Origin of the sequence: Streptococcus mitis (assembly GCF_946188375.1) — a bacterium.
Classification (GTDB): domain Bacteria; phylum Bacillota; class Bacilli; order Lactobacillales; family Streptococcaceae; genus Streptococcus; species Streptococcus mitis_CX.
Genome location: NZ_CAMHUS010000003.1, coordinates 12784 through 35173, shown reverse-complemented (window position 1 = coordinate 35173; position 22390 = coordinate 12784). Strand labels below are relative to the sequence as shown.

Genomic DNA, 22390 nt, shown 5'->3' with positions numbered 1-22390 from the left:
CAGGCTGTGCGATAAAGGGCACTCCCTTGAGAATTATGTTTTTTCCTCTCGTTTCAGATGGACCCAACCTTACAGCTTTCTCTGCTTGTTTCCAGCAACCACAAGCTCTCTGTGAGAGAAAAAACTGTAATTTTTCCATCTTTTATTTTTTAGCTTCTAGGTAGTCTGCAATTGCAGCTACGTCCTTGTCTCCACGACCAGAGACATTGATGATGATAATGTCGTCTTTACTTAGTTTCGGTGCACGTTTAACTGCTTCTGCGATAGCGTGCGAACTTTCAATCGCTGGGATAATTCCTTCTGTCTTGCTGAGAAGGAGGAGAGCCTGAACAGCTTCTTCATCCGTCGCTGCAACATATTCCACGCGACCTGAATCTTTGAAGTAGGCGTGTTCTGGGCCAACCCCTGGATAGTCCAATCCAGCTGAGATAGAGTAAACTGGAGCCAGCTCTCCATCTTCCTTAAAGACTGCATAGGTCTTCATGCCGTCGACAATTCCGATACTACCTTTTGTCATAGTAGCTGCGTGCTTGTCTGTGTCAAGTCCATGACCAGCAGCTTCGACCCCAACCAATTTGACTTCTTCATCAGCCACATACTGAGAAAAAGCACCAATAGCATTAGAACCACCACCTACACAGGCAATAACGTAGTCTGGTAAACGACCTTCTTTTTCTAAGATTTGACAGCGAGATTCTTCACTGATGACCTTTTGGAACTCATGAACAATGGTAGGATAAGGGTGAGGCCCTACAGCAGATCCCAGAACATAGAAGGCTTCCAAATCATTCATCCATGCTCCAAAGGCTGCATCAACCGCATCCTTAAGAGTTCGTGTTCCCGTTTCAACTGCGTGAACAGTTGCTCCCATCATCTCCATACGGAAAACATTGAGACGTTGACGTTCCACATCCTCTGCCCCCATGTAGACATCACAGGCCATACCAAACTTGGCTGCAGCTGCCGCCGTCGCAACCCCGTGCTGACCAGCTCCTGTTTCTGCGATTACTCGTTTTTTGCCCATACGTTTGGCCAAAAGAATCTGTCCTAAAACGTTGTTTAGCTTGTGAGAACCAAGGTGGTTAAGGTCTTCACGTTTGAGATAAATCTTAGCGCCACCTAAGTGGTCTGTCAAACTTTCCGCAAAATAGAGCGGTGTTTCGCGACCTGAATAGTCCTTTAAGTAATGGCGAAATTCTGCCAAAAACTCTGGATCATCCTTGTACTTGTCAAATGTCACTTCCAACTCATCCAACAAAGCCTGAATCGGCTCCGGTACAAAACTACCACCAAATTGTCCAAAATAACCTTTAGTTGTCATAAAATTTTCCTCTTTCTGTATTGGTTCCAAGATATGAAAAAAGCCCACACACAGAATCTACTTCTGCGTGAGGGCGTTGGTAACGCGGTGCCACCTCAATTATAAAGGGACTATCCCCTTTACATCTCTATCTTGTCTAACAACAAGTTGCACTGTAAGGTGTGCGCACCGAACTTTCATTGTTTCAAATTCATTTTAAAATCAGCCCACTTTCACTACTTCCAACCACCTGTTCACAATCACCACAGGCTCCCTGAAGATCAAAAATAATTACTTTTCTGATTTATTGAACTTATTTTAATACTTTGTTTTTTCTTTGTCAAGACTTTTTTACAATTTTTTTGATGAAGCTAGTACTTTTTCAGAAACTGTTTTGAAAGTCTCAATGATATAGTCTACTTCTTCATCGCTTAATTTAGTGTGAAGAGGGAGCGTAATTTCATTTTCAAAGAAGGCATAGGCTCTTGGATAATCTGCCATATCAAAGCCAAGATTCTTATAGGCTGTCAAGAGAGGAAGTGGTTTGTAGTGGACATTACTTGCAATTCCTGCTTTGGCCAATTCTTGGATGATAAGATTGCGTTCTTCTAGGCTCGCTCCTTCTACATGGGTGATGTAGAGGTGACGACTTGACTCAACAGTTTCCGTCTTATGTGCCAATGGATGGATGCGAGAACCTGCAAAACCACGATCATAGCGGTCCACAATGTCCTTACGACGTTGCAACAAACCAGAGTAGCGGTCCAATTGTACCAAACCAAGGGAAGCCATGATATCTGTCATATTGCACTTGTAGGCTGGTGTCACAATATCGTATTCCCATGAGCCCAGTTGCATCTTGGCAAGAGCATCCTTAGTTTGCCCGTGAAGGGAAAGAATTTGGAATTCCTTGTACATCTCTTCGTCATCAATCGCTGGATTGGCTTTCCAAGTCGCACTTCCTCCCTCAGCAGTTGTAAAATTCTTAACGGCATGGAATGAGAAGGAAGTAAAGTCAGCGATAGAACCAGCTGGTTGTCCTTTATAAGTAGATCCCAAAGCGTGGGCACTATCAGAGACAATCACAATACGGTTAAAGGCCTTTTGCCACTTGCTTGAAGCATTAAAGAGATCACGTTTTTTCTCCACAACTTGGAACAAACGGTCGTAGTCGCAAACAATCCCTGCAAGCTCTACTGGGATGATCACCTTTGTCTTTTCAGTGATAGCTTGCTCCAGCAAGTCATAGTCCATCTCAAACGTATCTGCTTGAATATCCACCATGACAGGGGTCGCTCCTACGTGAGTGATGACACTACATGAAGCTGTATAAGTCATAGCTGGAACGATGACTTCATCTCCAGGACCCACTTCCAAAACACGCAAAATCAACTCAAGAGCGGCAGTTGCAGAGTTAAGACAGACAGTCTTGGGCGTCTGTGTATATTGAGACAAGCGACGCTCCAGTTCTTTGGTCTTAGGACCTGTTGTAATCCAACCAGAACGCAGGGTATCCGCTACTTCAGCAATTTCTGCTTCCGTAATATCGGGTGGTGAAAATGGAATATTGTAATTTGGCATTGATTTGCTCCTTTTATCTGTACTCATTTTCTTATGACTACTTTATTTTAGCACTTCAAACACGGTTTGAAACATGATTTTGATGTCTCCAAGGAAACTAAACTCTCGGAGATAGGCGAGGTTATAGCGCATCTTTTCAGGAAGGACGTGTTCGACATAGGCCTGGTCAACTGACAAACCTTTCTCCGTCATTTGACTGATGATGGTGTCCTCATCCTTGTAGTTGATGCTGGCTGGAGAGGTAATCCCTGCTGGTAAAAGCAAAGTCGCCATCATTTCAGGGCTATACTGCTCTGTGTAGCGTGGCACTTCAGGTCGTGTACCGACAAAGGACATCTCACCTTTAAGGACATTGACCAACTGAGGCAGTTCGTCCAAACGCACACGGCGGATGAAATTGCCGACCTTGGTGATGCGGCTATCGTTAGCAGAAGTCACCAGACTTCCTTTTTTATCCGCATCCGTCACCATGGTACGGAACTTCCAAATCTTGAAAGGTCGATTGTACTGGGTCACGCGCTCTTGCTTGTAAATCACTGGCCCCTTGCTATCCAACTTGATCCAAATGCTCAAAATGAGAAAGATGGGAGAGGTCAGAACCAGTACAACCAAGGCCAAAACCCAGTCCAAACAACGCTTGAAAATCAGCGAACCCTTCCTTTTAGAGACAAGCTGGTAGTAAGACTCAACCTCGCTTGATTTCATTTCCACGGGCAAGTCTTCCCATTTCAGCATGCTGTTTCTCCTTTGTTTTTATTATACTATTTGTCAACATTTTTCATTATACCACAAAATGGAAAAGGCGGTGAAAGAAATCTGTAATTTGAAGGATTTCCTTCTTACACTCAATGAAAATCAAAGAGTAAACTAGAAAGCTAGACGCAGGCTGCTCAAAATATAGCTTTGAGGTTGCAGATAAAACTGACATGGCTTGAATAGATTTTCAAAGAGTATTAGGCCATGGCACCCGCCTGCAAGCTATACATCTTGTGATAGGTTCCTCCCAGATCCAAGAGTTCCTCATGGGTTCCACTCTCGATAATGCGCCCCTTGTCCAAAACATAGATACAGTTGGCGTCTTGGATGGTAGAAAGGCGGTGAGCAATGGCAATGGTTGTTCGTCCCTGTCTCATCTTAGCCAGTGAAGCTTGAACCAGACTTTCTGTTTCAGAGTCAATATTTGCTGTCGCTTCATCCAAAATCAAGATTTTGGGCTGACTGGCAACTGTTCTAGCAAAGGCAAGAAGCTGACGCTGACCAGTAGAGAAGCTCGAACCACGCTCAGACACAGGTGCATCATATCCCTGAGGAAGTTCTTGAATAAAGGAATCTGCATCCACGAAGGCTGCCGCAGCCTGGACCTGCTCATCACTAATGTCTTGGTACATGGCGATATTGGACTTAATGGTCCCGTGATAGAGGAAGGGATCCTGCAAGACCAAACCGATGTTTTTTCTCAGCTCTTCCTGACTATAGTCTCTAATATCCACCCCATCCAAGAGAACTCGCCCTGACTGGAATTCATAAAAGCTCATGAGGACATTTATAATCGAAGATTTCCCCGAACCTGTATGACCTACAAAGGCAATGGTTTCACCCTTGTTAACAGAGAAAGAAATATCATCCAGAATCTGATGTTTACCGTCATATGAGAAACATACATGTTCAAAACGGATATTGCCCTCTTGGACTTTAGACTGCCCATCTTTTTGATGAGGCTCATAGGTCTTCTCGTCAATCAAGGCAAAAACACGGCCTGCAGACACCATGGAAGTTTGAAGGGTTGAAAAGTTTTGCGTCACCTCGATTAAGGGGTCAAAAAGACGATTGATGTATTGGATAAAGGCATACATGGTTCCGGCCGTTATCCCGATAGAAAGACCACGATAGCCAAAGTAGGCCATCAAGACAGCATAACCTAGAAGTTTCAGCAAACTCATGGCAGGACGCAAAAAGAGGGCATCCAAGGCTACAGAACGGTTGGCATAGACTAAGTGTTCTCGATTGATCTCATCAAATTCCGCCTGCAGGCGCTTCTCTTGATTAAAGGCCTGGATAATCCTGATTCCTTCGATATTTTCTGCCAGCTTACTATTGATATCTGACAAGAGACTTCTGGTTTTCTCAATGATTTTCACTGATTTTTTCCGATAGAGATTGACCAAAAGGAAGATCAAGGGGAGAAAGAGCAAGACTAATGCAGTCAAACGAAAATCCAACACCAACATGGTATAAAGAGTTGTCAGAAAGATGAAAACTGCTGAGATAAAGCTAGATAAAATCCCTGAAAACATATCACTGATGGTCTCGGTATCATTTGTCAAACGAGAGACGATAGAGCCTGCTGGCGTCTTGTCAAAGTAAGACATGCCCAGCTTCTCCATATTGGAAAAGGCATCGCGACGAATATCCCTAACGATGCTGTAGGATACCCGCGCAAAGAGAAGATTACCGACATACTGAACTAGAGTTTGAAGGATATAAAGGCCATAGTAGACCAGCAAAACGGTCACAGCGAGTTGATTGAGATTGCTGAGATACTGATCGATAAAGTGGGAAGCCACAAGGGGAATGACACTTTTGATGACCGTCGTCGCTAGGAGAAAACTGAGAGCCAAAAAGGTCAGGAGTCCATAAGGCTTGAGATAAGACATCAAGCGCTTCAATACAGCCCATTGTTCTTGTTTATTCTGCATCTTCTTCTCCTTTCATTTCTAACTGCTGAGACTGGTAGGTTTGAGCATACCAGCCATCCAAAGCTAGCAAGTCTTCGTGTGTGCCCTGTTCAATAATTTGACCATTTTGCAGAACTAAAATCAAATCTGCATGGACAACTGCACTGAGGCGATGAGCTGTGATAATGGTTGCCTTGTCCTTACGCGTCTCCTTGAGATTGTCGATGATAGCGTACTCTGTCTTGGCATCCACAGCCGACAAGGAATCATCTAAAATCAAGATATCAGGGTCTAAAATCATAGCCCGACTCATGGCCAGACGCTGCTTTTGCCCACCAGAAAGACTGACTCCCTTTTCACCAATCAACGTATCAAATCCCTGAGGCATGTCTACAATATCTTGGTAAACTTGAGCTAGCTTAGTCGCTTCCTCGACCGCTGAAAGAGGCAGTTTAGGATTGCCAAAGCGGATATTGTCTAAGATTGAAGTCGCAAAGAGGAACTGGTCCTGAGGGACGTAGCCCATGAGACTACGAAGATCTGTCAGACGATAGTCACGAATATTATGACCGTTTAGGTAAATAGCACCCTTATCCACATCATATTCACGCAAAAGGAGCTTGATTAAGGACGTTTTTCCAGAGCCTGTCTGACCAACCAAGCCCAGAGTTTGCCCTTTTTCCAAACTAAAGTGAACATTTGTCAGTGTTTCCTCATTTTCAAAGGCAAAGCTATCAATGGCATACTGCAAGCGCCCGTTTTCAATGCCATCTAAAGGAAACTCAGGGTCTTGTACAGGTGATTCCTGAGACAAAAGTTCCTCAATCCGCTGATAGGAAACCTTCCCTCGCTGGGTAATATTAAAGAGGAAGCCAATGGCCATGAGAGGCCAGACCAGCATATCCAAGTAGCTTATAAAGGTGACCAGATTCCCAACCGTGATTTGCTCTTTCTGAACCATCAAGGAGCCGACCAAGAGCGTTAAAACATAGGAGGAACCAACAAATAAGAGAACCATAGGGTCAAAGAGACTATCGTATTTCATGGTTTGGAGGTTCTTTTGGAAGGTCAATTCATTGACTGCCTGAAAGGACTTCAACTCGTCCGCCTGATACCCGAAAGACTTGGTCACTTTAATACCTGATACAGACTCCTGCACCTTGTTATTGAGTTCAGAAAAGGCAGCCTGTGATTCGCCAAAAGCCTTGTGGGTCTTTCTCCCTAGACGACTGGTCGCATAAGCCATGAAAGGTAAGGGTAAAATGGCAACTAGAGTCATTTGCCACGAAATGCTAAAGAGCATGGTCAGCAAGGTCACCAGCGCTGTGATAGAGGCATCCACCGCAGACATGACTCCTCCACCTGCTAAACGAGTCAAGGCATTGATATCGTTGGTTGCATGTGCCATCAGGTCCCCCGTCCGATAGGTTTGATAAAAAGCTGGAGACATTTTTGTGAAATGTTCAAATAAGCGAGATCGCATAATCTGTCCCAAACGGTAGGAAGTCCCAAGGATATACATACGCCAAACATAGCGCAGATAGTACATCCCAAAGGCTGCAAGAAGCAAGTAAAATAGGGCAAGAAGGAGGTCCTGCTGGGTTAATTGCCCCAATGTGATGGCATCAATGACCCTCCCCATAACCATTGGGGGAATGAGGTTGAGGACGGAAACCAAGACCAGAGCCACAATCCCGACTAAATAACGGCGTTTTTCTAACTTGAAAAACCACCAAAGTTTTTGAATAATGGACATAACATCCCTTTCTGATTGCAAATAGAAACCTGAGGCCAAGACCCCAGGTTTTTCTTATTCATAAGTTACGACTGAGACGGCACCCTTGTCATACTCAGCGATAAAGATATTGGCCACATTGTCATGCCCTTGTTTGCTGAGATTATCAAGCAACCACTCTTCGCTACGGTCAATATATTCCAAAACATCGACTTGGATCACACCGTCAGTCACAACTGGATACTTAGGATTTTCATCTCCCATTTGGACCACGATGAGTTGGCCATTTTGCTCATGCACAGCTCGTTTGACCTGTTTCATCTGGAAAATCCCTTGGCTACGAAGTTTGAGAGCAACTTCTGCTGCAGACAAACCAACTGAACGACAGGCTTCTGGGTCAATCTGCCCATTTTTGATAAGGAGAGTTGGTTTTCCATCAATCAAGCGTTTGACAAAACGAACATTGTTATTGAGCCACTTTAGGGTCAAGACCAAAATCGTCCACATCATCAAAATCACTGCATACTGGAGAATACTGATAGAACTATTGTAAATCACCCCACCGATGATACCACCGAGAACATAGTTCTGAATTTGGTCTGTCGCAGAGTTAGGTGCTAGGTTCCCCTTTCCTGTCACATTGATAACAAAAACAAGCGAGAAGAGCCCCAAGGCCAGTTTGATTAAAATTTCCATATAATTGAGTGTCATTTGTTTACCTCCACCAATTCAATAGCATCTGTTTGATGCAATTCTAATTTCTCTAAAAGATACTTGTCTGGTTGGCTCCCGTTCATGGCACGATAGACATTTGAACCTACCTTGACAAGCGCTCCATCAGTGGCTGCAGAAGTATTGACATAGACTTCTGATTTATCCACTCCCAAGTCTTTGGAAACAACCTCTATGAAATGAAGGGAAGTTTGAAATTGGTTGTTAGAGGCTTGATTGGTCTGGTATTTTGAGATTGTCACCAAAAGCATGGCTACCAAGGTCAAGGCCAAAATCATGACCAATTCCCGAAACTTAGTCCCCTTTTTATCTCGATAGGCTTTAAAAGCAAAAAATCCTGTGATAGCTAGGAGCACAATCCCAAAGCCAATCATGATGCCATTTTGCTGACTGATTTGGCTAAGTACATAGTCATATGAGTAAAATTTCATTTATTTTCACTCCCTTTCATAAAATCATTCTTAATTATAAACGAAAGAGAGTGATTTTTCAAGCCATACGTTGGGGAAATGGACCTTTTTTTGGTATAATAAAATCTATAATCTGAATGAAAAAGGTAACTTTATGAAACTCATCTCATGGAATATTGATTCCCTCAATGCTGCCCTAACTAGTGACTCAACTCGTGCCAAATTGTCCCAAGAAGTACTACAAACTTTGGTCGCTGAAAATGCTGATATCATTGCTATCCAAGAAACCAAGCTTTCTGCCAAGGGTCCTACAAAGAAACACTTGGAAATTTTAGAGGAACTCTTCCCAGGTTACGAAAACACGTGGCGCTCTTCCCAAGAACCTGCCCGTAAAGGCTATGCTGGAACCATGTTCCTCTATAAGAAAGAACTTACGCCAACTATCAGCTTCCCAAAAATCGGTGCCCCTTCTACCATGGACTTGGAAGGTCGTATCATCACTCTAGAATTTGATAAATTTTTCGTTACCCAAGTTTACACACCAAATGCTGGAGATGGACTCAAACGCTTGGAAGAACGTCAAGTCTGGGATGTCAAATATGCTGAGTATTTAGCGGAGTTGGACAAACAAAAACCAGTCCTTGCAACCGGTGACTACAACGTAGCCCACAATGAAATCGACCTTGCAAATCCTGCTAGCAACCGCCGTTCACCTGGATTTACCGACGAGGAACGTGCTGGATTTACCAACCTTTTGGCAACTGGATTTACGGATACCTTCCGCCACATTCACGGCGATGTTCCAGAACGCTACACTTGGTGGGCACAGCGCAGCAAGACTTCTAAAATCAACAATACTGGCTGGAGAATCGACTACTGGCTCACAAGTAACCGTCTCGCAGACAAGGTCACTAAATCTGATATGATTGACTCAGGTGCTCGCCAAGACCACACACCCATTGTCTTGGAGATTAAACTCTAAGGAGAAAACGAATGGACTATCAAGCTGTCATTCCTGAATTTGTAGTATCTGACATCGAAAAATCACGCCACTTCTACTGCGACCTGCTAGGATTCTCTGTCGAATACGAGCGTCCAGAGGAGAAATTTCTCTTCCTCTCGATTGAAGACTGCCAACTTATGCTAGAAGAAGGAAGCGCAGAAGAATTAGCTCAGCTGACCTATCCTTTCGGGCGCGGTGTCAATATTTCCTTTGGCATTGCAGATGTTCCTCAGCTCCACCAAAAACTGCTGGAAGCTGACTATCCTATCCATCGTCCCCTCACAAAAAGAGAATTTCGAGTAGGAGATAGCTTTATATATCCCCATGAATTTGCGATTTTGGATCCAGATGGTTATTTTTTAAGATTTAGCGAGTAGAATAATAAAGATTGGGAAAAAGTCTTTAAAGTTAGAAAAAGGCATATTGTCAGGTGTTTAAAAACCTAATAATATGCCCTTTTATGATGGAAAAACCTTCTAAATGTTAGCTAATAAGTTAATTTTTGCCCCTTTTTATGATATTTGTTCGTTTTTTAAACCAAAACACTAACAAAATATTTGATTTTTAAAGTTATTTAGTGTAAAATAAAAACATTGGCTCAAGCCTATTTAAAATTGAATATCATTTTACTTGTTTATGTCGTGAATTGGCACGACGTTTCTACAAGGTGCCGGAACACCTAACAATAAGTAAGTCAGAAGTGAGGTATGGTCGTTTTTGCCATGCCTATTTTGGGGACTTACTTAGAGATTAAGTAAGTCCTTTTTGAATATTTTTAATATTTCCATTAATTAGTGCGGACGGGAGCAACTTCCTTCGGAATTTCATCCCTAATTTTTGAGCCAAAAGTCTCAAAAATCCCGTCATAGACAATAACAAGATTATTGTCTATGATACCACTACAACGGGAAATATTTGATAAGACTCGCTTCGCTCGTAATAGTTTTATCAAATATATAGTACTAGTAAAAGGGATTACTATAGAAACATTTAAACAACAAGTAAATTGGCTTTTAGACTTTAGGAGGTCTTATGAAATTATTAGAAGAGTGCATCCTCAAGGATGGGCACATCTTGGGTGACAACATCCTCAAGGTGGATTCCTTTTTAACTCACCAAGTTGACTTTAGCTTGATGCGAGAGATTGGTAAGGTTTTTGCGGAAAAATTTACTGCTGCTGGTATTACCAAAGTCGTGACCATTGAAGCGTCAGGTATTGCCCCAGCCATTTTTACAGCTGAAGCCTTAAACATTCCCATGATTTTCGCTAAAAAAGCTAAAAACATCACTATGAACGAAGGCATCTTAACTGCCGAAGTTTACTCCTTTACCAAGCAAGTGACCAGCACCGTTTCTATCGCTGGAAAATTCCTCTCACCAGAGGACAAGGTCTTGATTATCGACGATTTCCTTGCTAACGGCCAAGCTGCTAAAGGCTTGATTCAAATCATCGAACAGGCTGGAGCCACAGTTGAAGCTATCGGGATCGTGATTGAAAAATCTTTCCAAGATGGCCGTGATTTGCTTGAAAAAGCAGGTTACCCTGTTCTATCACTCGCTCGTTTGGATCGTTTTGAAAATGGTCAGGTCGTATTTAAGGAGGCAGATCTCTAATGCAAACTCAAGAAAAACACTCGCAAGCAGCCGTTCTTGGCTTGCAGCACTTACTAGCCATGTACTCAGGATCCATCCTGGTTCCTATCATGATTGCGACAGCTCTTGGCTATTCAGCTGAGCAGTTGACCTACCTGATCTCTACAGATATCTTCATGTGTGGGGTGGCAACCTTCCTCCAACTCCAACTCAACAAATACTTTGGAATTGGACTACCAGTCGTTCTCGGAGTTGCCTTCCAGTCGGTCGCTCCTTTGATTATGATTGGGCAAAGCCATGGTAGTGGTGCTATGTTTGGTGCCCTTATTGCATCAGGGATTTACGTAGTTCTTGTTTCAGGCATCTTCTCAAAAGTAGCCAATCTCTTCCCATCTATCGTAACAGGCTCTGTTATTACCACGATTGGTTTAACCTTGATTCCTGTCGCTATTGGAAATATGGGAAATAACGTTCCAGAGCCAACTGGTCAAAGTCTCTTACTTGCAGCTATCACTGTTCTGATTATCCTCTTGATTAACATCTTTACCAAAGGATTTATCAAGTCTATCTCTATTTTGATTGGCCTGGTTGTCGGAACTGCCATCGCTGCTAGCATGGGCTTGGTAGACTTCTCTCCTGTTGCTGCAGCACCTCTTGTCCATGTCCCAACTCCTCTCTACTTTGGGATGCCAACCTTTGAAATCTCATCGATTGTCATGATGTGTATCATTGCAACGGTATCTATGGTTGAGTCAACAGGTGTTTACCTAGCCTTGTCTGATATCACAAAAGATCCAATCGACAGCACGCGCCTTCGCAACGGTTACCGTGCAGAAGGTTTGGCCGTTCTTCTCGGAGGAATCTTTAACACCTTCCCTTACACAGGATTTTCACAAAACGTTGGTCTGGTTAAATTATCAGGTATCAAGAAACGCCTGCCAATCTACTACGCAGCTGGGTTCCTCATTCTCCTTGGACTCCTTCCTAAGTTTGGCGCCCTTGCCCAAATCATTCCGAGCCCTGTTCTCGGTGGTGCCATGCTAGTGATGTTTGGTTTTGTATCGATTCAAGGGATGCAAATCCTCGCTCGTGTTGACTTTGCTAACAATGAACACAACTTCCTTATCGCAGCTGTTTCAATCGCTGCAGGTGTCGGTCTCAATAACAGTAATCTCTTCATCAGCATGCCGACAGCCTTCCAAATGTTCTTCTCAAACGGAATCGTCGTAGCCAGCCTCCTCGCCATTGTCCTCAATGCCGTATTAAATCATAAAAAGAAATAAGAAAAAGAGGTGTGAGCCTCTTTTTTATGTTATATCCTTACCTGTCTGTCTTCTGACCGTTGGCCTGTGACAAACATGGTAAATGTTGCCTTGCAGACATTTCTGCCTTCTTGATTGGTGATATCGACATCCACTACACAGGTTGTGCGACCTTGATGGACGCATTCTCCTTTAATGGTCAACACGTCGTCAAGTTTTCCTGCCTTGAGGTAGTTGATAGAGGATTGAAGTGTCACCCCATCAAGCCCCAGCGAGATAACCACCAAACCACTGATTTGGTCACAAAGGGTGAAGAGATAGCCACCATGGGCATTGCCATAGTAGTTGAGCGACGAGTCCACTACTTTGGTCGTCACCACAACGTGACCATCTCTCATTTGTTCTATTTCGTAATTTTCAAAGGCAGATATAGCGTCAAAATGAAAGTCTTTCATCGTTTCCTCCTGATATTTCAAACGACACTATGATACTACTTTTTATAGGACTGTGCAAGGAGAAAGCTCCTAGTCTGGCAAAATTCCGACCTGTTCCACAAAGCGCATAAAGGCTGTCTGTCCTTGTTCCGTCTGCTTGTAAACTCCAGCATCCTCCAGAACACGCGCAAAGATAATACCCACAGAGTCCTTGACGATTTCAAGGGCTTTTTCTTTATCCGCTAGGTCTGGATGTTGGACTTTAAGCTGCTCTGCCCATTTCTGATGATAGTCGGCAACTGTATCCCCATTTCCCACGAGATAGCTGGCGACTTGCTCTACTTCTGCTTTCAGACGTGGTGGCAAGATTGCCAAGCCCATGACCTCAATCAAGCCGATATTTTCCTTCTTGATATGTTGGACATCCTTGTGAGGATGATAAATGCCATCAGGATGTTCTGCAGAAGTCTGATTGTCCCGCAAGACCAAGTCCAACTCAAACTGGCCATCACGTTTGCGCGCTATAGGTGTGATGGTGTGATGCGGTGTCCCATCAGTCTCTGCCAAAATCTGCACACTAGTATCTGAATACTGGCGCCATTCCTGCAAAATCTTGTCAGCTAAGTTGATTAAATCTTCTTTGGAAGCCGAAGTCAAACGTAGCACTGACATAGGCCACTTGACAATTCCAGCCTTGACCTGCTCAAAACCAGCAAATCGGAAGGTCTTTTGCAAGGGAGCCAATTCCATAGGAAACACGTGACGGCCTCCCTGATAGTGGTCATGGGTGAGAATAGACCCCCCCACAATCGGCAAGTCGGCATTAGAGCCAGCAAAATATCCTGGAAACTGCTCTACGATAGCCAGCAGACGTTCAAAACTCTGACGACTAATGGCCATGGGACGATGCTGGCCATCTAAGAAAATACAATGCTCATTAAAGTAAGCATAGGGCGAATACTGGAAGCCCCACTCCTGACCAGCCATTTCAAAACGGATAATACGGTGGTTGCTACGGGCTGGGTGGTTGACTCGACCATGGTAGCCTTCATTTTCAATACAGAGCTGACACTGAGGATAATTACTAGCTTGCACCAACTTGGCTGCCGCAATCTCTTTGGGATCCTTTTCAGGCTTAGAGAGGTTGATGGTAATTTCAAGTTCACCGTAATCAGACGGAACACGATAAGCGATATTTTTAGCAATGGCCTTGAGTTTGATGTAGTCATTCTTCTGACTGAGTTGGTAGAAATCCGCTATCGCTTGCTCAGGAGACTGGGCGTAGGTTGCCCAAAAGTCACGATTAACCTGACTCGGACAAGGGGTCACCAAGTCCATCAATTCAGCACCAAGGATTTCACGCGCAGTCTGACTATCCTCAATCGTCTCTAGTCGAACGGCTTCCTCAACCAGCTGGTCCTTGAGATCAATCAATTTATCCAGATTGGTCTCAACTTCCAAAACACCATCTCCCACTCGTGCCAAGACACGATTGGTCAGGTAGATTCGATCCATTTCCTGAAATGAACTTTCAGCAATGACATGTGTTACAAATTTATCTACTAAGGTCACTATAGAGCCTCCTTTTAACTAGTCAAGGACGCGAGTGCCACCTGCAACTTCAGCGATATAGAAGCTTGGAGCGTAGCCAACTACTTCCTCGTAGTGTTTGCCTACAGCTTCCTTAAAAGCCTCAACAGTATCTTTTTGAACCAAGGCAATGGCACATCCACCAAAACCTGCCCCTGTCATACGAGCACCGAGAACACCTTCTTGTGTCCAAGCTGTGTGAACAAGAGTATCCAATTCCAAACCAGTTACTTCATAGTCATGCTCCAGAGAAACGTGTGACGCATTCATCAAACGACCAAATGTTTCCAAATCTCCTGCTTGAAGGGCTACTTGAGCTTTGAGGGTACGTTGGTTTTCAAGCACAGCATGGCGAGCACGTTTCAAACGATTTTCATCTTTAATCAGATAGCTGTATTGGTCAAAGGCCCACTCATCCAATTCACCCAAGGTCTGAATATCTAAAGCAACTTGCAATTCTTCCACTGCTTTTTCACACTCAGCACGACGTTCATTGTATTTAGAATCCGCCAATTCACGGCGTTTGTTAGTGTTCATGATAACAACGACATTGTCCTTCAAATCAAGTGGTACCAAATCATACTCTAAGTTGTTGGTATCAAGGTAAATAGCACGTTGATCAGCCCCCATACCAATAGCAAATTGGTCCATGATACCAGAGTTGACTCCGATAAAGTTATTTTCTGTTTGTTTTCCAATTTTAACCAAATCGAGACGCTCTAATTTTAAATCAAAGAGATGCTCTGCCACGACTCCTGTCAAGAGTTCAAGGGATGCTGAAGAAGACAAGCCAGCACCATTTGGGATATTCCCATAAACATAAAAATCAAAACCTTTGTCAATCACGTGTCCAGCTTCTTGCAAGAAATGAAGGACACCTTTTGGATAGTTGGTCCAGTTGTGCTCTTTTTCAAACTTGAGGTCGGCGAGAGGCACTTCGATAATACCCTTGTCCTCAAAGTTAGCTGAGTAGAAACGTAAAACTTGGTCGTCACGCTTACGAGCTGCACCGTAAGTTCCCAAGGAAATAGCAGCAGGAAAAACGTGCCCACCGTTGTAGTCTGTGTGTTCACCAATCAAATTGATACGACCTGGTGAAAAGAAAGTTTGGTCTGCTTCTTGACCAAAAACAGCAAGAAAGTCTTTGCGAAGAGTTTCAGCAGTAAGATGTTGTGTCATATGATTTCTCCTTTTACTGTCCGTTAAGTCACCTTAACGTGTAATCGTTTTCTTCTATTGTATCCAAGGGATTTTCCAAGGTCAATCCTTTTTACTAAAATTTTACTAAACTATCGGTAAAAAGCAGAAAAATATGATATACTAATCTAATCAAGGAGGATTTATGGCTACCTTAAAAGACATTGCACAGCTAGCCTCTGTCTCTATCGCGACCGTATCCCGTGTCCTCAATCGCGACCAGAGTCTATCTGTTACAGAAGAAACCAGACACCGTATTTTAACTGTTGCTGAAGAGCTGGGCTACACCAAGCACCTCAAGACAGGCGAGTCCCACAAGCCCAAGCAAAAGATTGCCATTATCCAATGGGTCAGCGAACAAGGGGAGCTAGACGATCTCTACTACTACCAGATTCGCCTAGGCATAGAAAAAAGAGCCCAAGAACTGGACTATGATATTTTACGCTATTTTAATGACCATCCTTTTACACTGAGCGAGGAAGTCATCGGGATTCTCTGCATCGGAAAGTTTAGTCGAGCTCAGATCTCTGCCTTTGAAGAATACCAAAAGCCTCTTGTCTTTCTAGACAGTGATACCCTCTCACTGGGACACACCTGCATTATCACGGACTTTTACACTGCCATGAAACAGGTTGTCGATTATTTCCTCAGTCAAGGGATGGACCGTATTGGGATTCTAACAGGGCTTGAGGAAACAACCGACCAAGAAGAAATCATTGAGGATAAGCGGCTGGAAAATTTCAGAAACTACAGTCAAGCGAAGGGAATTTATCATGATGAACTGGTCTTTCAAGGAAGCTTTACCGCCCAGTCTGGCTATGACTTGATGAAGGAAGCCATTCAGAACTTGGGAGATCAACTCCCGCCAGCCTTTTTCGCAGCCAGCGATAGTTTAGCTATCGGTTCCCTCCGTGCGCTCCAAGAAGCTGGAATCAACCTGCCAGACCGCGTCAGTCTTATTTCCTTTAACGATACTAGCCTGACCAAGCAAGTCTATCCTCCCCTCTCTAGCATCACCGTCTATACCGAAGAAATGGGCCGAGCAGGTATGGATATTCTTAATAAGGAAGTACTCCACGGTCGGAAAATCCCTAGCCTAACCATGCTGGGAACCAGACTGACATTGAGAGAGAGTACTCTGCCATAACTCCACAAATTAAAAATGACAAAAAATCCTAATAGAGAGTCTCAAATCTCCATTAGGATTTTCTTTTTTAGGCCATCACAATCATAGACTTAATGGTCTTACGTTCATCCATATCTTTATAAGCTTGATCAATATCTTCTAATTTATAGCTTGAAGTAAAGACACGGCCTGGATTGATATCACCATCAAGGACGGCTTTTAGTAAAAATTGCTTATCATATGTTGTCGCAGAAGCTGCCCCACCTGCTACAGAGATATTTTGCATAAATGTCGAACCAAGAGCACGATTATTATAGTGTGGGACTCCTACAAATCCCATACGCCCTCCATTATGAAGGACACCTAGCGCCTGTTCTACAGCAGCCTCCGTACCAACACATTCAAGTGCTGCGTCCGCTCCGCCACTGAGAATTTCACGCACCTTGGCAATACCTTCTTGACCTCGCTCAGCTACAAAAGCTGTCGCACCCGACTCCAGAGCCATCTTTTGACGATCTTCATGACGACTCATGAGGATAATTTGCGACGCACCACGCATCTTCGCCGCGATGACAGCACATTGACCTACAGCACCATCACCAATGACCACAACCTTATCCCCTTTTTGAACATTAGCAACACGCGCCGCATGATAGCCTGTCGGCATAACATCTGCAAGAGTCAAGAGGGACTTTAGCATACCTTCTGTGTAGTCAGAAGGTTGTCCAGGGATTTTAACCAGCGCCCAGTTTGCATAGTGAAAACGAATATATTCCGCCTGAAAATCGCCTCCCAAGTTATTACCAATATGATTATCGCAAGAACCGTCAAAGCCAGCAAGACAGGCATCACATTCACCACATCCATGGGTAAAAGGGACAATGACAAAGTCACCTGGTTTCACCGTCGTAATGGATTCCCCAGTTTCTTCGACAATCCCAATCGCTTCGTGTCCACTATTTTTGTGTCCAGCTTTCGTTTCTGGATTACGGTACCTCCATAGATCCGATCCGCAAACGCACGCACGAACTACACGAATAATCGCATCATCTGCGTCTATAATTTGCGGACGTTCAATTGTAGCAAGACCAACCTGACCTGCCTTTGTATATACTGCTGATTTCATTTAAATTTTTCCTTCCTTGTAAAGTTTAATTTTGAGATTTAAGCGATTTAAAGCCACCTGTAACTGAGACAAGCGCTCCTCTAATTTTTTCTTTTCCTCTTCTAAAATACCAAGCCTTTTCTCTCGCGTTTCATCCCCCTTTTGGTAGAGAGACATATAGTCAACTAAACTATCTACAGAGACACCTGCCGAACGAAAACACTTAATAAATTCCAGAGCTTCAATATCATGATCTTGAAAATCACGAATTCCAGTTGCAGTTCGAGTAATCGGTGGCACAAGACCAACCCGTTCATAGTACCGAATCGTATCCGCTGAAATTCCCAACAAGTCACTAGCAGATTTAATATTCATACACTAACCTCCTCTCATTCACTGAATTTAAGCTATTCTAACTCACTTATCTTATTATATAATTTTGAGTTGACTCCAAGTCAAGCATTTTGTATCTAATCGAAAAATTTTTTATCATTATCAGTTCTCTTATTAGCATACCTTTTCATCAATCAAAGAAAGAGGTTGGGGAAAGCGTCTTTCAAATATGATACCAAAGAAACTGGAAAAAAAGTCTTTAAAAGCAAAAAGCGCATAGTATCAGACATTGAAAACCCTTGATACTATACGTTTTTTTGTATGAAGATTTACTTCATTTTCTCTTGAAATTGAGTTTTGTCTCAGCCGCTTTTTCTAGTGTTGATGCCCATGGGATTGCCCTAAGGCTGTTACCTTTCGCTTATGTTGCGCATGATTGCTTTGACTGGTGTCCACTTCGATAGTAATATTCTGCACACCTCTTTCTTCTAAGAGCTGACGTACTTGATTCTTTGTTTCCGTCATCTCCTCCCAATCCTCTAAACAGATATGGATAATAGCATTATTTTCTAGACCATCCATGGACCAAATGCTAAGTTGATTGACACTTTTGACATTGGTCAGAGCCTCCAAATCCTTCTCCAAATCACCTGTCTCTAGTCCTTCTGGCACAGCATCCAGGAAAATCTTGAGTGCGCTCCAAAATCGAGGAATAGCTTTTGTTAGAATGAAGATGGAAATGACAAGCGATAAGAGCGGATCAAGGATATACCAATCTGTAAATCGGAGGATAATCGCCATTAGAATGACAGCCAACCAACCTAGAGTATCTTCCAAAAAGTGCAGGCTCAGAATTGACTCGTTCTTTGTCTTTCCCTTACGAACTACTAGACTAGCTAGCACATTGATACTGACTGCAATGATTCCTAGCCAGAGGACGCCTTCGTCATTAACGGGCTGTGGATTCAAAAGTTTAGTTATATTTTCCAAGATCACTAGAATGGATCCTGTGATAAGAATCACAGCAGTCACTAGGGCCCCTAAAAGACTAAATCGCTTGTAACCCAAGGTGTATTGCCTATCTTCTTCTCTATTTGAGATTGTTTCTAAAAAGGCCGATATGCCGATTGCTATAGCATCTCCCAAGTCATGGATAGAATCAGCAAGAACAGCACTTGAACCGAAGATTCCTCCTGCGATAAACTCAACAATAGCATAGCTTAAATTTAAGAAAAAAGCTACCCAAACAGTATATTTTGCCTTCATCTTTCTCATTCCTTTGTTATAATAGATTTATGAATACCTTGTTCATTATCATTATCCACTAAAACTCAAAGAAAGGATAGAAGCAAAACGTCAGCTTTATTCATTTCTGAACAATTTGCCTCAAGTGTCCATATGACTACCATTGACCGCCGTATCAGCAAAACAAAAAAAGCCATCTATCAAGCTTTTCTACAACTTTTAAACGATAAGGGTTACGAAGCCACTACAGTTCAGGATATCATTGATCTCGCAGATGTGGGACGATCCACCTTTTACTGTCACTATGAGAGTAAGGAACTACTTCTGGACGCGCTTTGCCGCCACCTCTTCCATCATCTCTTTGAAAGAGAGCAACCCATTTCAACTGAGGACTACCTCGCCCACCTCTTTCTCCATTTTCAGAAAAACCAAGACCATATCACCAGTTTACTATTCTCCAAGAATGACTACTTCCTCCGTCAACTCCGGAGAGAGCTGGAGCACCACGTCTATCCCATGCTAACTGATGAGTTTAAAGAAGCACACCCAAGTCTGCCTGCTTCTTACCTCCAACACTTAGTCGTGTCCAACTTTATCGAGACATTGACCTGGTGGCTCAAAAAAGGACAAGACTTTACAGACCAAGAAGTTGTGCAGTTTTATCTAGACCTTCTCATTCCTAAAAATTGAATACAGATTAAAGCTCGGTTGCCTTATTTCTAGGCTACTGAGTTTTTTATCTTTTCAATAATCAAAAAAGCCCAGACAACATTGTCTGAGCAGTTTTCTATATGGTCGTTTAACAAAGTTGAGTTTAGCTTTTCAAGCTATTTCTTCAACAAACCTTGTTCTTGTAGAAACTCCTTGGCTACTTGTTCTGCTGACTTGCCTTCAACACCGACTTGGTAGTTGAGCTGGCTCATCTGGCTTTCAGTAATTTTACCAGCCAATTTATTGAGAACTGTTTCCAACTCTGGATGTTTCTTGAGAAGAGCTTCTTTCATCAGTGGAGCTCCTTGATAAGGTGGGAAGAGTTGCTTGTCATCTTCCAAGACCTGCAAATCATAACGCGCCAATTCCGCATCAGTCGAATAGGCGTCCGTGATTTGAATATCACCTGACTGAATAGCCTGATAGCGAAGGGCTGGTTCCATCGTAGCTACATTGAGATTGAGACCATACATTGATTGTAAGCCCTTATTTCCATCTTCACGGTCATTAAATTCGAGTGTAAATCCAGCCTTCAACTGCCCTTCCACTTTTTTCAAGTCCGAAATGGTCTTCAAGCCATATTCTTGAGCAATCTTTTTTGGAACAGCTACAGCATAGGTATTTTGATAAGACATGGGTTTGAGATAGGCTAGATGATCCTGTTTGGCAATACCATCACGCGCCACCTGATAAACCTGCTCTGGCTCATGACTCACTTTAGGTGATGGTTGCAGCAAACTTTCAGTCACCGTACCAGTAAATTCAGGATAGATGTCAATATCGCCTTTTTTCAAAGCTTCATAAAGAAAGCTTGTTTTCCCAAAATTCGGTTTAACAGTCGCAGTCATGCTGGTATTTTCTTCAATAAGGAGTTTATACATATTGGCCAAAATTTCTGGTTCCGGTCCCAATTTCCCAGCAATAACCAAGTTTTCTTTCTCTTTTTGAGCCAAAAGAGCTGGACTATAAGACAAACCAAGCAATATGGTCACCAAGGCAAAACCAGAGAAAATCGTCCGCAATTTTGCCTTTTCCATCACTTTTAGTAGGAAGTTAAAGGCAATGGCAAGCACTGCGGAAGAAAGTGCCCCAATCAAAATCAGACTGGCATTATTACGGTCAATTCCCAAAAGGATAAAGGAACCCAGTCCCCCTGCACCAATCAAGGCCGCCAAGGTTGCCGTACCGATAATCAAGACCGCTGCCGTCCGAATCCCAGACATCATAACAGGCATAGCAAGTGGAATTTCAAACTTCTTGAGACGCTCCCACCTAGTCATCCCAAAGGCAATCCCAGCCTCTTGTAGACTTGGATCAATTCCCTTGAGTCCAGTGATGGTATTTTGTAAAATCGGAAAGATCGCATAAATCACTAGAGCTGTCAAAGCCGGCAAGGTTCCAATTCCCATCAAGGGAATAAAGAGCCCTAACAAGGCCAGAGACGGGATGGTCTGGAAAATCCCTGCAATCTGTAAGACCCAATCCGCTAACTTCTCATGATATCGAAGATAAACAGCCAAGGGAATCGCTATAAAGATGGCCAGCAACAAGGTCAAAAGTGACAACTGCAAATGTTGAGATAGAGCTGTCAACCAATCACTAAAACGATCCTGAAAAGTTGCAATTAAATTAGTCATGTACACTACCTCCAAACAAGTCTGCTACAAAATCTGTTGCAGGAGCTTTTAAAATCGTCTCGGGATTCGCCACCTGACGAATCTCTCCATCCTGCAAGACAGCAATACGGTCCGCCAATTTCAGAGCTTCATCCGTATCATGGGTTACAAAAATCGTTGTCATCCCAAATTCTTTATGCAATTCTTTCGTCAGAATCTGCAACTGTTTTCTCGAAATAGCATCAAGAGCCGAAAAAGGTTCATCCATGAGGAGAATCTTAGGCTGACCAATCATAGCCCGTACAATTCCAACACGCTGTTGCTCCCCACCAGATAGTTCACTAGGTAAACGATGCCCATACTCAGCTACTGGCAAGCCAACCTTGGCCAAAAGCTCTTCTGTTTTCTGAGCAATTTTTTCCTTAGTCCAGCCCTTCATCTCAGGAATCAGGGCAATATTTTCAGCAACCGTTAGATTTGGAAAGAGAGCAATGGCCTGTAAAACATAACCAGTAGAAAGACGAAGTTCACGCTCATCATAGTCTTTGATACGCTTGCCATCCATATAAATATTTCCATCAGTCGGTTCCAAGAGGCGGTTGACCATCTTGATCATGGTCGTCTTACCTGATCCAGATGGACCAACTAAAACCATAAACTCGCCATTCTCAATCCGTAAATTAACATCTCTCAAGACATCTTTTTCTGTGTAGCGTAGCGCCACATTTTTGTATTCAATCAT

At 43.2% G+C, this 22390-nt stretch carries 21 protein-coding genes, 1 riboswitch and 2 other annotated features (1 of these 24 cut by a window edge); of the genes, 6 read left to right on the top strand and 15 right to left on the bottom strand.

Going from position 1 to position 22390, the window contains the following annotated elements; all coding sequences use genetic code 11:
- Positions 1–146, bottom strand: a binding site (T-box leader) (it extends 80 nt beyond the left edge of the window).
- The 7 genes from trpB to N8M16_RS04265 form a co-directional block, all read right to left on the bottom strand.
- The gene (trpB, locus tag N8M16_RS04295) at positions 143–1321 is read right to left on the bottom strand and encodes a tryptophan synthase subunit beta (RefSeq protein ID WP_125442984.1); all 1179 of its coding nucleotides are present in this window, start codon (positions 1319–1321) and stop codon (positions 143–145) included. Its footprint overlaps the feature before it by 4 nt.
- A gap of 66 nt (positions 1322–1387) precedes the next feature.
- Positions 1388–1617 (bottom strand) — a binding site (T-box leader).
- Positions 1618–1651: 34 nt separating this feature from the next.
- The gene (locus tag N8M16_RS04290) at positions 1652–2881 is read right to left on the bottom strand and encodes a DegT/DnrJ/EryC1/StrS family aminotransferase (RefSeq protein ID WP_261069673.1); all 1230 of its coding nucleotides are present in this window, start codon (positions 2879–2881) and stop codon (positions 1652–1654) included.
- A gap of 42 nt (positions 2882–2923) precedes the next feature.
- The gene (locus N8M16_RS04285; RefSeq protein WP_000922210.1) at positions 2924–3616 is read right to left on the bottom strand and encodes a sugar transferase; all 693 of its coding nucleotides are present in this window, start codon (positions 3614–3616) and stop codon (positions 2924–2926) included.
- 218 nt (positions 3617–3834) lie between these two features.
- Positions 3835–5577 (bottom strand): ABC transporter ATP-binding protein, encoded by a 1743-nt coding sequence (locus N8M16_RS04280; protein ID WP_261069672.1) that lies wholly within the window; start codon positions 5575–5577, stop codon positions 3835–3837.
- Entirely contained in the window at positions 5567–7312 is a 1746-nt protein-coding gene (locus N8M16_RS04275; protein WP_261069671.1) for an ABC transporter ATP-binding protein, read from the bottom strand. Before N8M16_RS04275 ends, N8M16_RS04280 begins: the two co-directional genes overlap by 11 nt.
- Before the next feature lie 54 nt (positions 7313–7366).
- Positions 7367–8002, bottom strand: a complete 636-nt coding sequence (locus N8M16_RS04270; RefSeq protein ID WP_000174452.1) for a DUF421 domain-containing protein — start codon at positions 8000–8002, stop codon at positions 7367–7369.
- Positions 7999–8454 (bottom strand): DUF3290 family protein, encoded by a 456-nt coding sequence (locus N8M16_RS04265; protein ID WP_020900359.1) that lies wholly within the window; start codon positions 8452–8454, stop codon positions 7999–8001. The genes N8M16_RS04270 and N8M16_RS04265 overlap by 4 nt, the downstream gene beginning before the upstream one ends.
- Before the next feature lie 133 nt (positions 8455–8587).
- Here N8M16_RS04265 and N8M16_RS04260 point away from each other — a divergent pair, with 133 nt between their 5' ends.
- The 4 genes from N8M16_RS04260 (at position 8588) to N8M16_RS04245 (ending at position 12312) form a co-directional block, all read left to right on the top strand.
- A complete protein-coding gene (locus N8M16_RS04260) occupies positions 8588–9415 on the top strand; it encodes an exodeoxyribonuclease III (RefSeq protein WP_261069670.1) in 828 nt (275 codons plus the stop codon).
- A gap of 11 nt (positions 9416–9426) precedes the next feature.
- On the top strand, positions 9427–9813 hold the full coding sequence (locus N8M16_RS04255; protein WP_000386214.1) for a bleomycin resistance protein: 387 nt from the start codon (positions 9427–9429) through the stop codon (positions 9811–9813).
- Between the two features lie 233 nt (positions 9814–10046).
- A riboswitch (purine riboswitch) is annotated at positions 10047–10142 on the top strand.
- A 326-nt stretch (positions 10143–10468) separates the two neighbouring features.
- Entirely contained in the window at positions 10469–11050 is a 582-nt protein-coding gene (locus tag N8M16_RS04250) for a xanthine phosphoribosyltransferase (protein ID WP_261046208.1), read from the top strand.
- The gene (locus N8M16_RS04245; RefSeq protein WP_261046207.1) at positions 11050–12312 is read left to right on the top strand and encodes a nucleobase:cation symporter-2 family protein; all 1263 of its coding nucleotides are present in this window, start codon (positions 11050–11052) and stop codon (positions 12310–12312) included. Before N8M16_RS04250 ends, N8M16_RS04245 begins: the two co-directional genes overlap by 1 nt.
- Positions 12313–12341: 29 nt before the next feature.
- Here the strand turns inward: N8M16_RS04245 and N8M16_RS04240 are convergent, their stop codons facing one another.
- The 3 genes from N8M16_RS04240 to N8M16_RS04230 form a co-directional block, all read right to left on the bottom strand.
- The gene (locus tag N8M16_RS04240) at positions 12342–12746 is read right to left on the bottom strand and encodes a PaaI family thioesterase (RefSeq protein ID WP_000651223.1); all 405 of its coding nucleotides are present in this window, start codon (positions 12744–12746) and stop codon (positions 12342–12344) included.
- Between the two features lie 69 nt (positions 12747–12815).
- Entirely contained in the window at positions 12816–14297 is a 1482-nt protein-coding gene (locus tag N8M16_RS04235; protein ID WP_261069669.1) for a UDP-glucose--hexose-1-phosphate uridylyltransferase, read from the bottom strand.
- An 18-nt stretch (positions 14298–14315) separates the two neighbouring features.
- Positions 14316–15494, bottom strand: coding sequence for a galactokinase (locus N8M16_RS04230; protein ID WP_237447340.1), 1179 nt, complete (start codon positions 15492–15494; stop codon positions 14316–14318).
- Between the two features lie 163 nt (positions 15495–15657).
- Between N8M16_RS04230 and galR the strand changes: the two genes are divergently transcribed.
- A complete protein-coding gene (galR, locus tag N8M16_RS04225) occupies positions 15658–16659 on the top strand; it encodes a DNA-binding transcriptional regulator GalR (protein ID WP_261052675.1) in 1002 nt (333 codons plus the stop codon).
- A 67-nt stretch (positions 16660–16726) separates the two neighbouring features.
- Here the strand turns inward: galR and N8M16_RS04220 are convergent, their stop codons facing one another.
- From N8M16_RS04220 to N8M16_RS04210, 3 genes are all read right to left on the bottom strand, one after another.
- Positions 16727–17764, bottom strand: coding sequence for a zinc-binding dehydrogenase (locus N8M16_RS04220; RefSeq protein ID WP_004259103.1), 1038 nt, complete (start codon positions 17762–17764; stop codon positions 16727–16729).
- Complete coding sequence (gene nmlR / locus N8M16_RS04215) at positions 17765–18118, bottom strand: stress response transcriptional regulator NmlR (RefSeq protein ID WP_001022624.1); 354 nt, start codon at positions 18116–18118, stop codon at positions 17765–17767. It abuts the gene before it with no gap.
- Between the two features lie 333 nt (positions 18119–18451).
- A complete protein-coding gene (locus N8M16_RS04210) occupies positions 18452–19342 on the bottom strand; it encodes a cation diffusion facilitator family transporter (RefSeq protein WP_000645152.1) in 891 nt (296 codons plus the stop codon).
- Between the two features lie 132 nt (positions 19343–19474).
- Between N8M16_RS04210 and N8M16_RS04205 the strand changes: the two genes are divergently transcribed.
- Positions 19475–20011, top strand: coding sequence for a TetR/AcrR family transcriptional regulator (locus N8M16_RS04205; protein ID WP_000207362.1), 537 nt, complete (start codon positions 19475–19477; stop codon positions 20009–20011).
- A 137-nt stretch (positions 20012–20148) separates the two neighbouring features.
- Here N8M16_RS04205 and N8M16_RS04200 read toward each other — a convergent pair whose 3' ends face one another.
- Both N8M16_RS04200 and N8M16_RS04195 read right to left on the bottom strand, forming a co-directional pair.
- Positions 20149–21669: an ABC transporter permease/substrate-binding protein gene (locus N8M16_RS04200; RefSeq protein ID WP_033684815.1), complete on the bottom strand. Its 1521-nt coding sequence runs from the start codon at positions 21667–21669 to the stop codon at positions 20149–20151.
- Complete coding sequence (locus N8M16_RS04195; protein ID WP_004259046.1) at positions 21662–22390, bottom strand: ATP-binding cassette domain-containing protein; 729 nt, start codon at positions 22388–22390, stop codon at positions 21662–21664. Before N8M16_RS04195 ends, N8M16_RS04200 begins: the two co-directional genes overlap by 8 nt.

Coding starts and splice junctions, on each gene's coding strand:
- N8M16_RS04250 (WP_261046208.1), top strand. CDS start 10,469: ATGAAATTATTAGAAGAGTGCATCCTCAAGGATGGGCACATCTTGGGT.
- N8M16_RS04205 (WP_000207362.1), top strand. CDS start 19,475: ATGACTACCATTGACCGCCGTATCAGCAAAACAAAAAAAGCCATCTAT.
- trpB (WP_125442984.1), bottom strand. CDS start 1,321: ATGACAACTAAAGGTTATTTTGGACAATTTGGTGGTAGTTTTGTACCG.
- N8M16_RS04195 (WP_004259046.1), bottom strand. CDS start 22,390: ATGATTGAATACAAAAATGTGGCGCTACGCTACACAGAAAAAGATGTC.
- N8M16_RS04260 (WP_261069670.1), top strand. CDS start 8,588: ATGAAACTCATCTCATGGAATATTGATTCCCTCAATGCTGCCCTAACT.
- N8M16_RS04245 (WP_261046207.1), top strand. CDS start 11,050: ATGCAAACTCAAGAAAAACACTCGCAAGCAGCCGTTCTTGGCTTGCAG.
- N8M16_RS04270 (WP_000174452.1), bottom strand. CDS start 8,002: ATGACACTCAATTATATGGAAATTTTAATCAAACTGGCCTTGGGGCTC.
- N8M16_RS04265 (WP_020900359.1), bottom strand. CDS start 8,454: ATGAAATTTTACTCATATGACTATGTACTTAGCCAAATCAGTCAGCAA.
- N8M16_RS04200 (WP_033684815.1), bottom strand. CDS start 21,669: ATGACTAATTTAATTGCAACTTTTCAGGATCGTTTTAGTGATTGGTTG.
- N8M16_RS04285 (WP_000922210.1), bottom strand. CDS start 3,616: ATGCTGAAATGGGAAGACTTGCCCGTGGAAATGAAATCAAGCGAGGTT.
- N8M16_RS04210 (WP_000645152.1), bottom strand. CDS start 19,342: ATGAAGGCAAAATATACTGTTTGGGTAGCTTTTTTCTTAAATTTAAGC.
- N8M16_RS04240 (WP_000651223.1), bottom strand. CDS start 12,746: ATGAAAGACTTTCATTTTGACGCTATATCTGCCTTTGAAAATTACGAA.
- N8M16_RS04275 (WP_261069671.1), bottom strand. CDS start 7,312: ATGTCCATTATTCAAAAACTTTGGTGGTTTTTCAAGTTAGAAAAACGC.
- nmlR (WP_001022624.1), bottom strand. CDS start 18,118: ATGAATATTAAATCTGCTAGTGACTTGTTGGGAATTTCAGCGGATACG.
- N8M16_RS04280 (WP_261069672.1), bottom strand. CDS start 5,577: ATGCAGAATAAACAAGAACAATGGGCTGTATTGAAGCGCTTGATGTCT.
- N8M16_RS04230 (WP_237447340.1), bottom strand. CDS start 15,494: ATGACACAACATCTTACTGCTGAAACTCTTCGCAAAGACTTTCTTGCT.
- N8M16_RS04220 (WP_004259103.1), bottom strand. CDS start 17,764: ATGAAATCAGCAGTATATACAAAGGCAGGTCAGGTTGGTCTTGCTACA.
- N8M16_RS04255 (WP_000386214.1), top strand. CDS start 9,427: ATGGACTATCAAGCTGTCATTCCTGAATTTGTAGTATCTGACATCGAA.
- galR (WP_261052675.1), top strand. CDS start 15,658: ATGGCTACCTTAAAAGACATTGCACAGCTAGCCTCTGTCTCTATCGCG.
- N8M16_RS04290 (WP_261069673.1), bottom strand. CDS start 2,881: ATGCCAAATTACAATATTCCATTTTCACCACCCGATATTACGGAAGCA.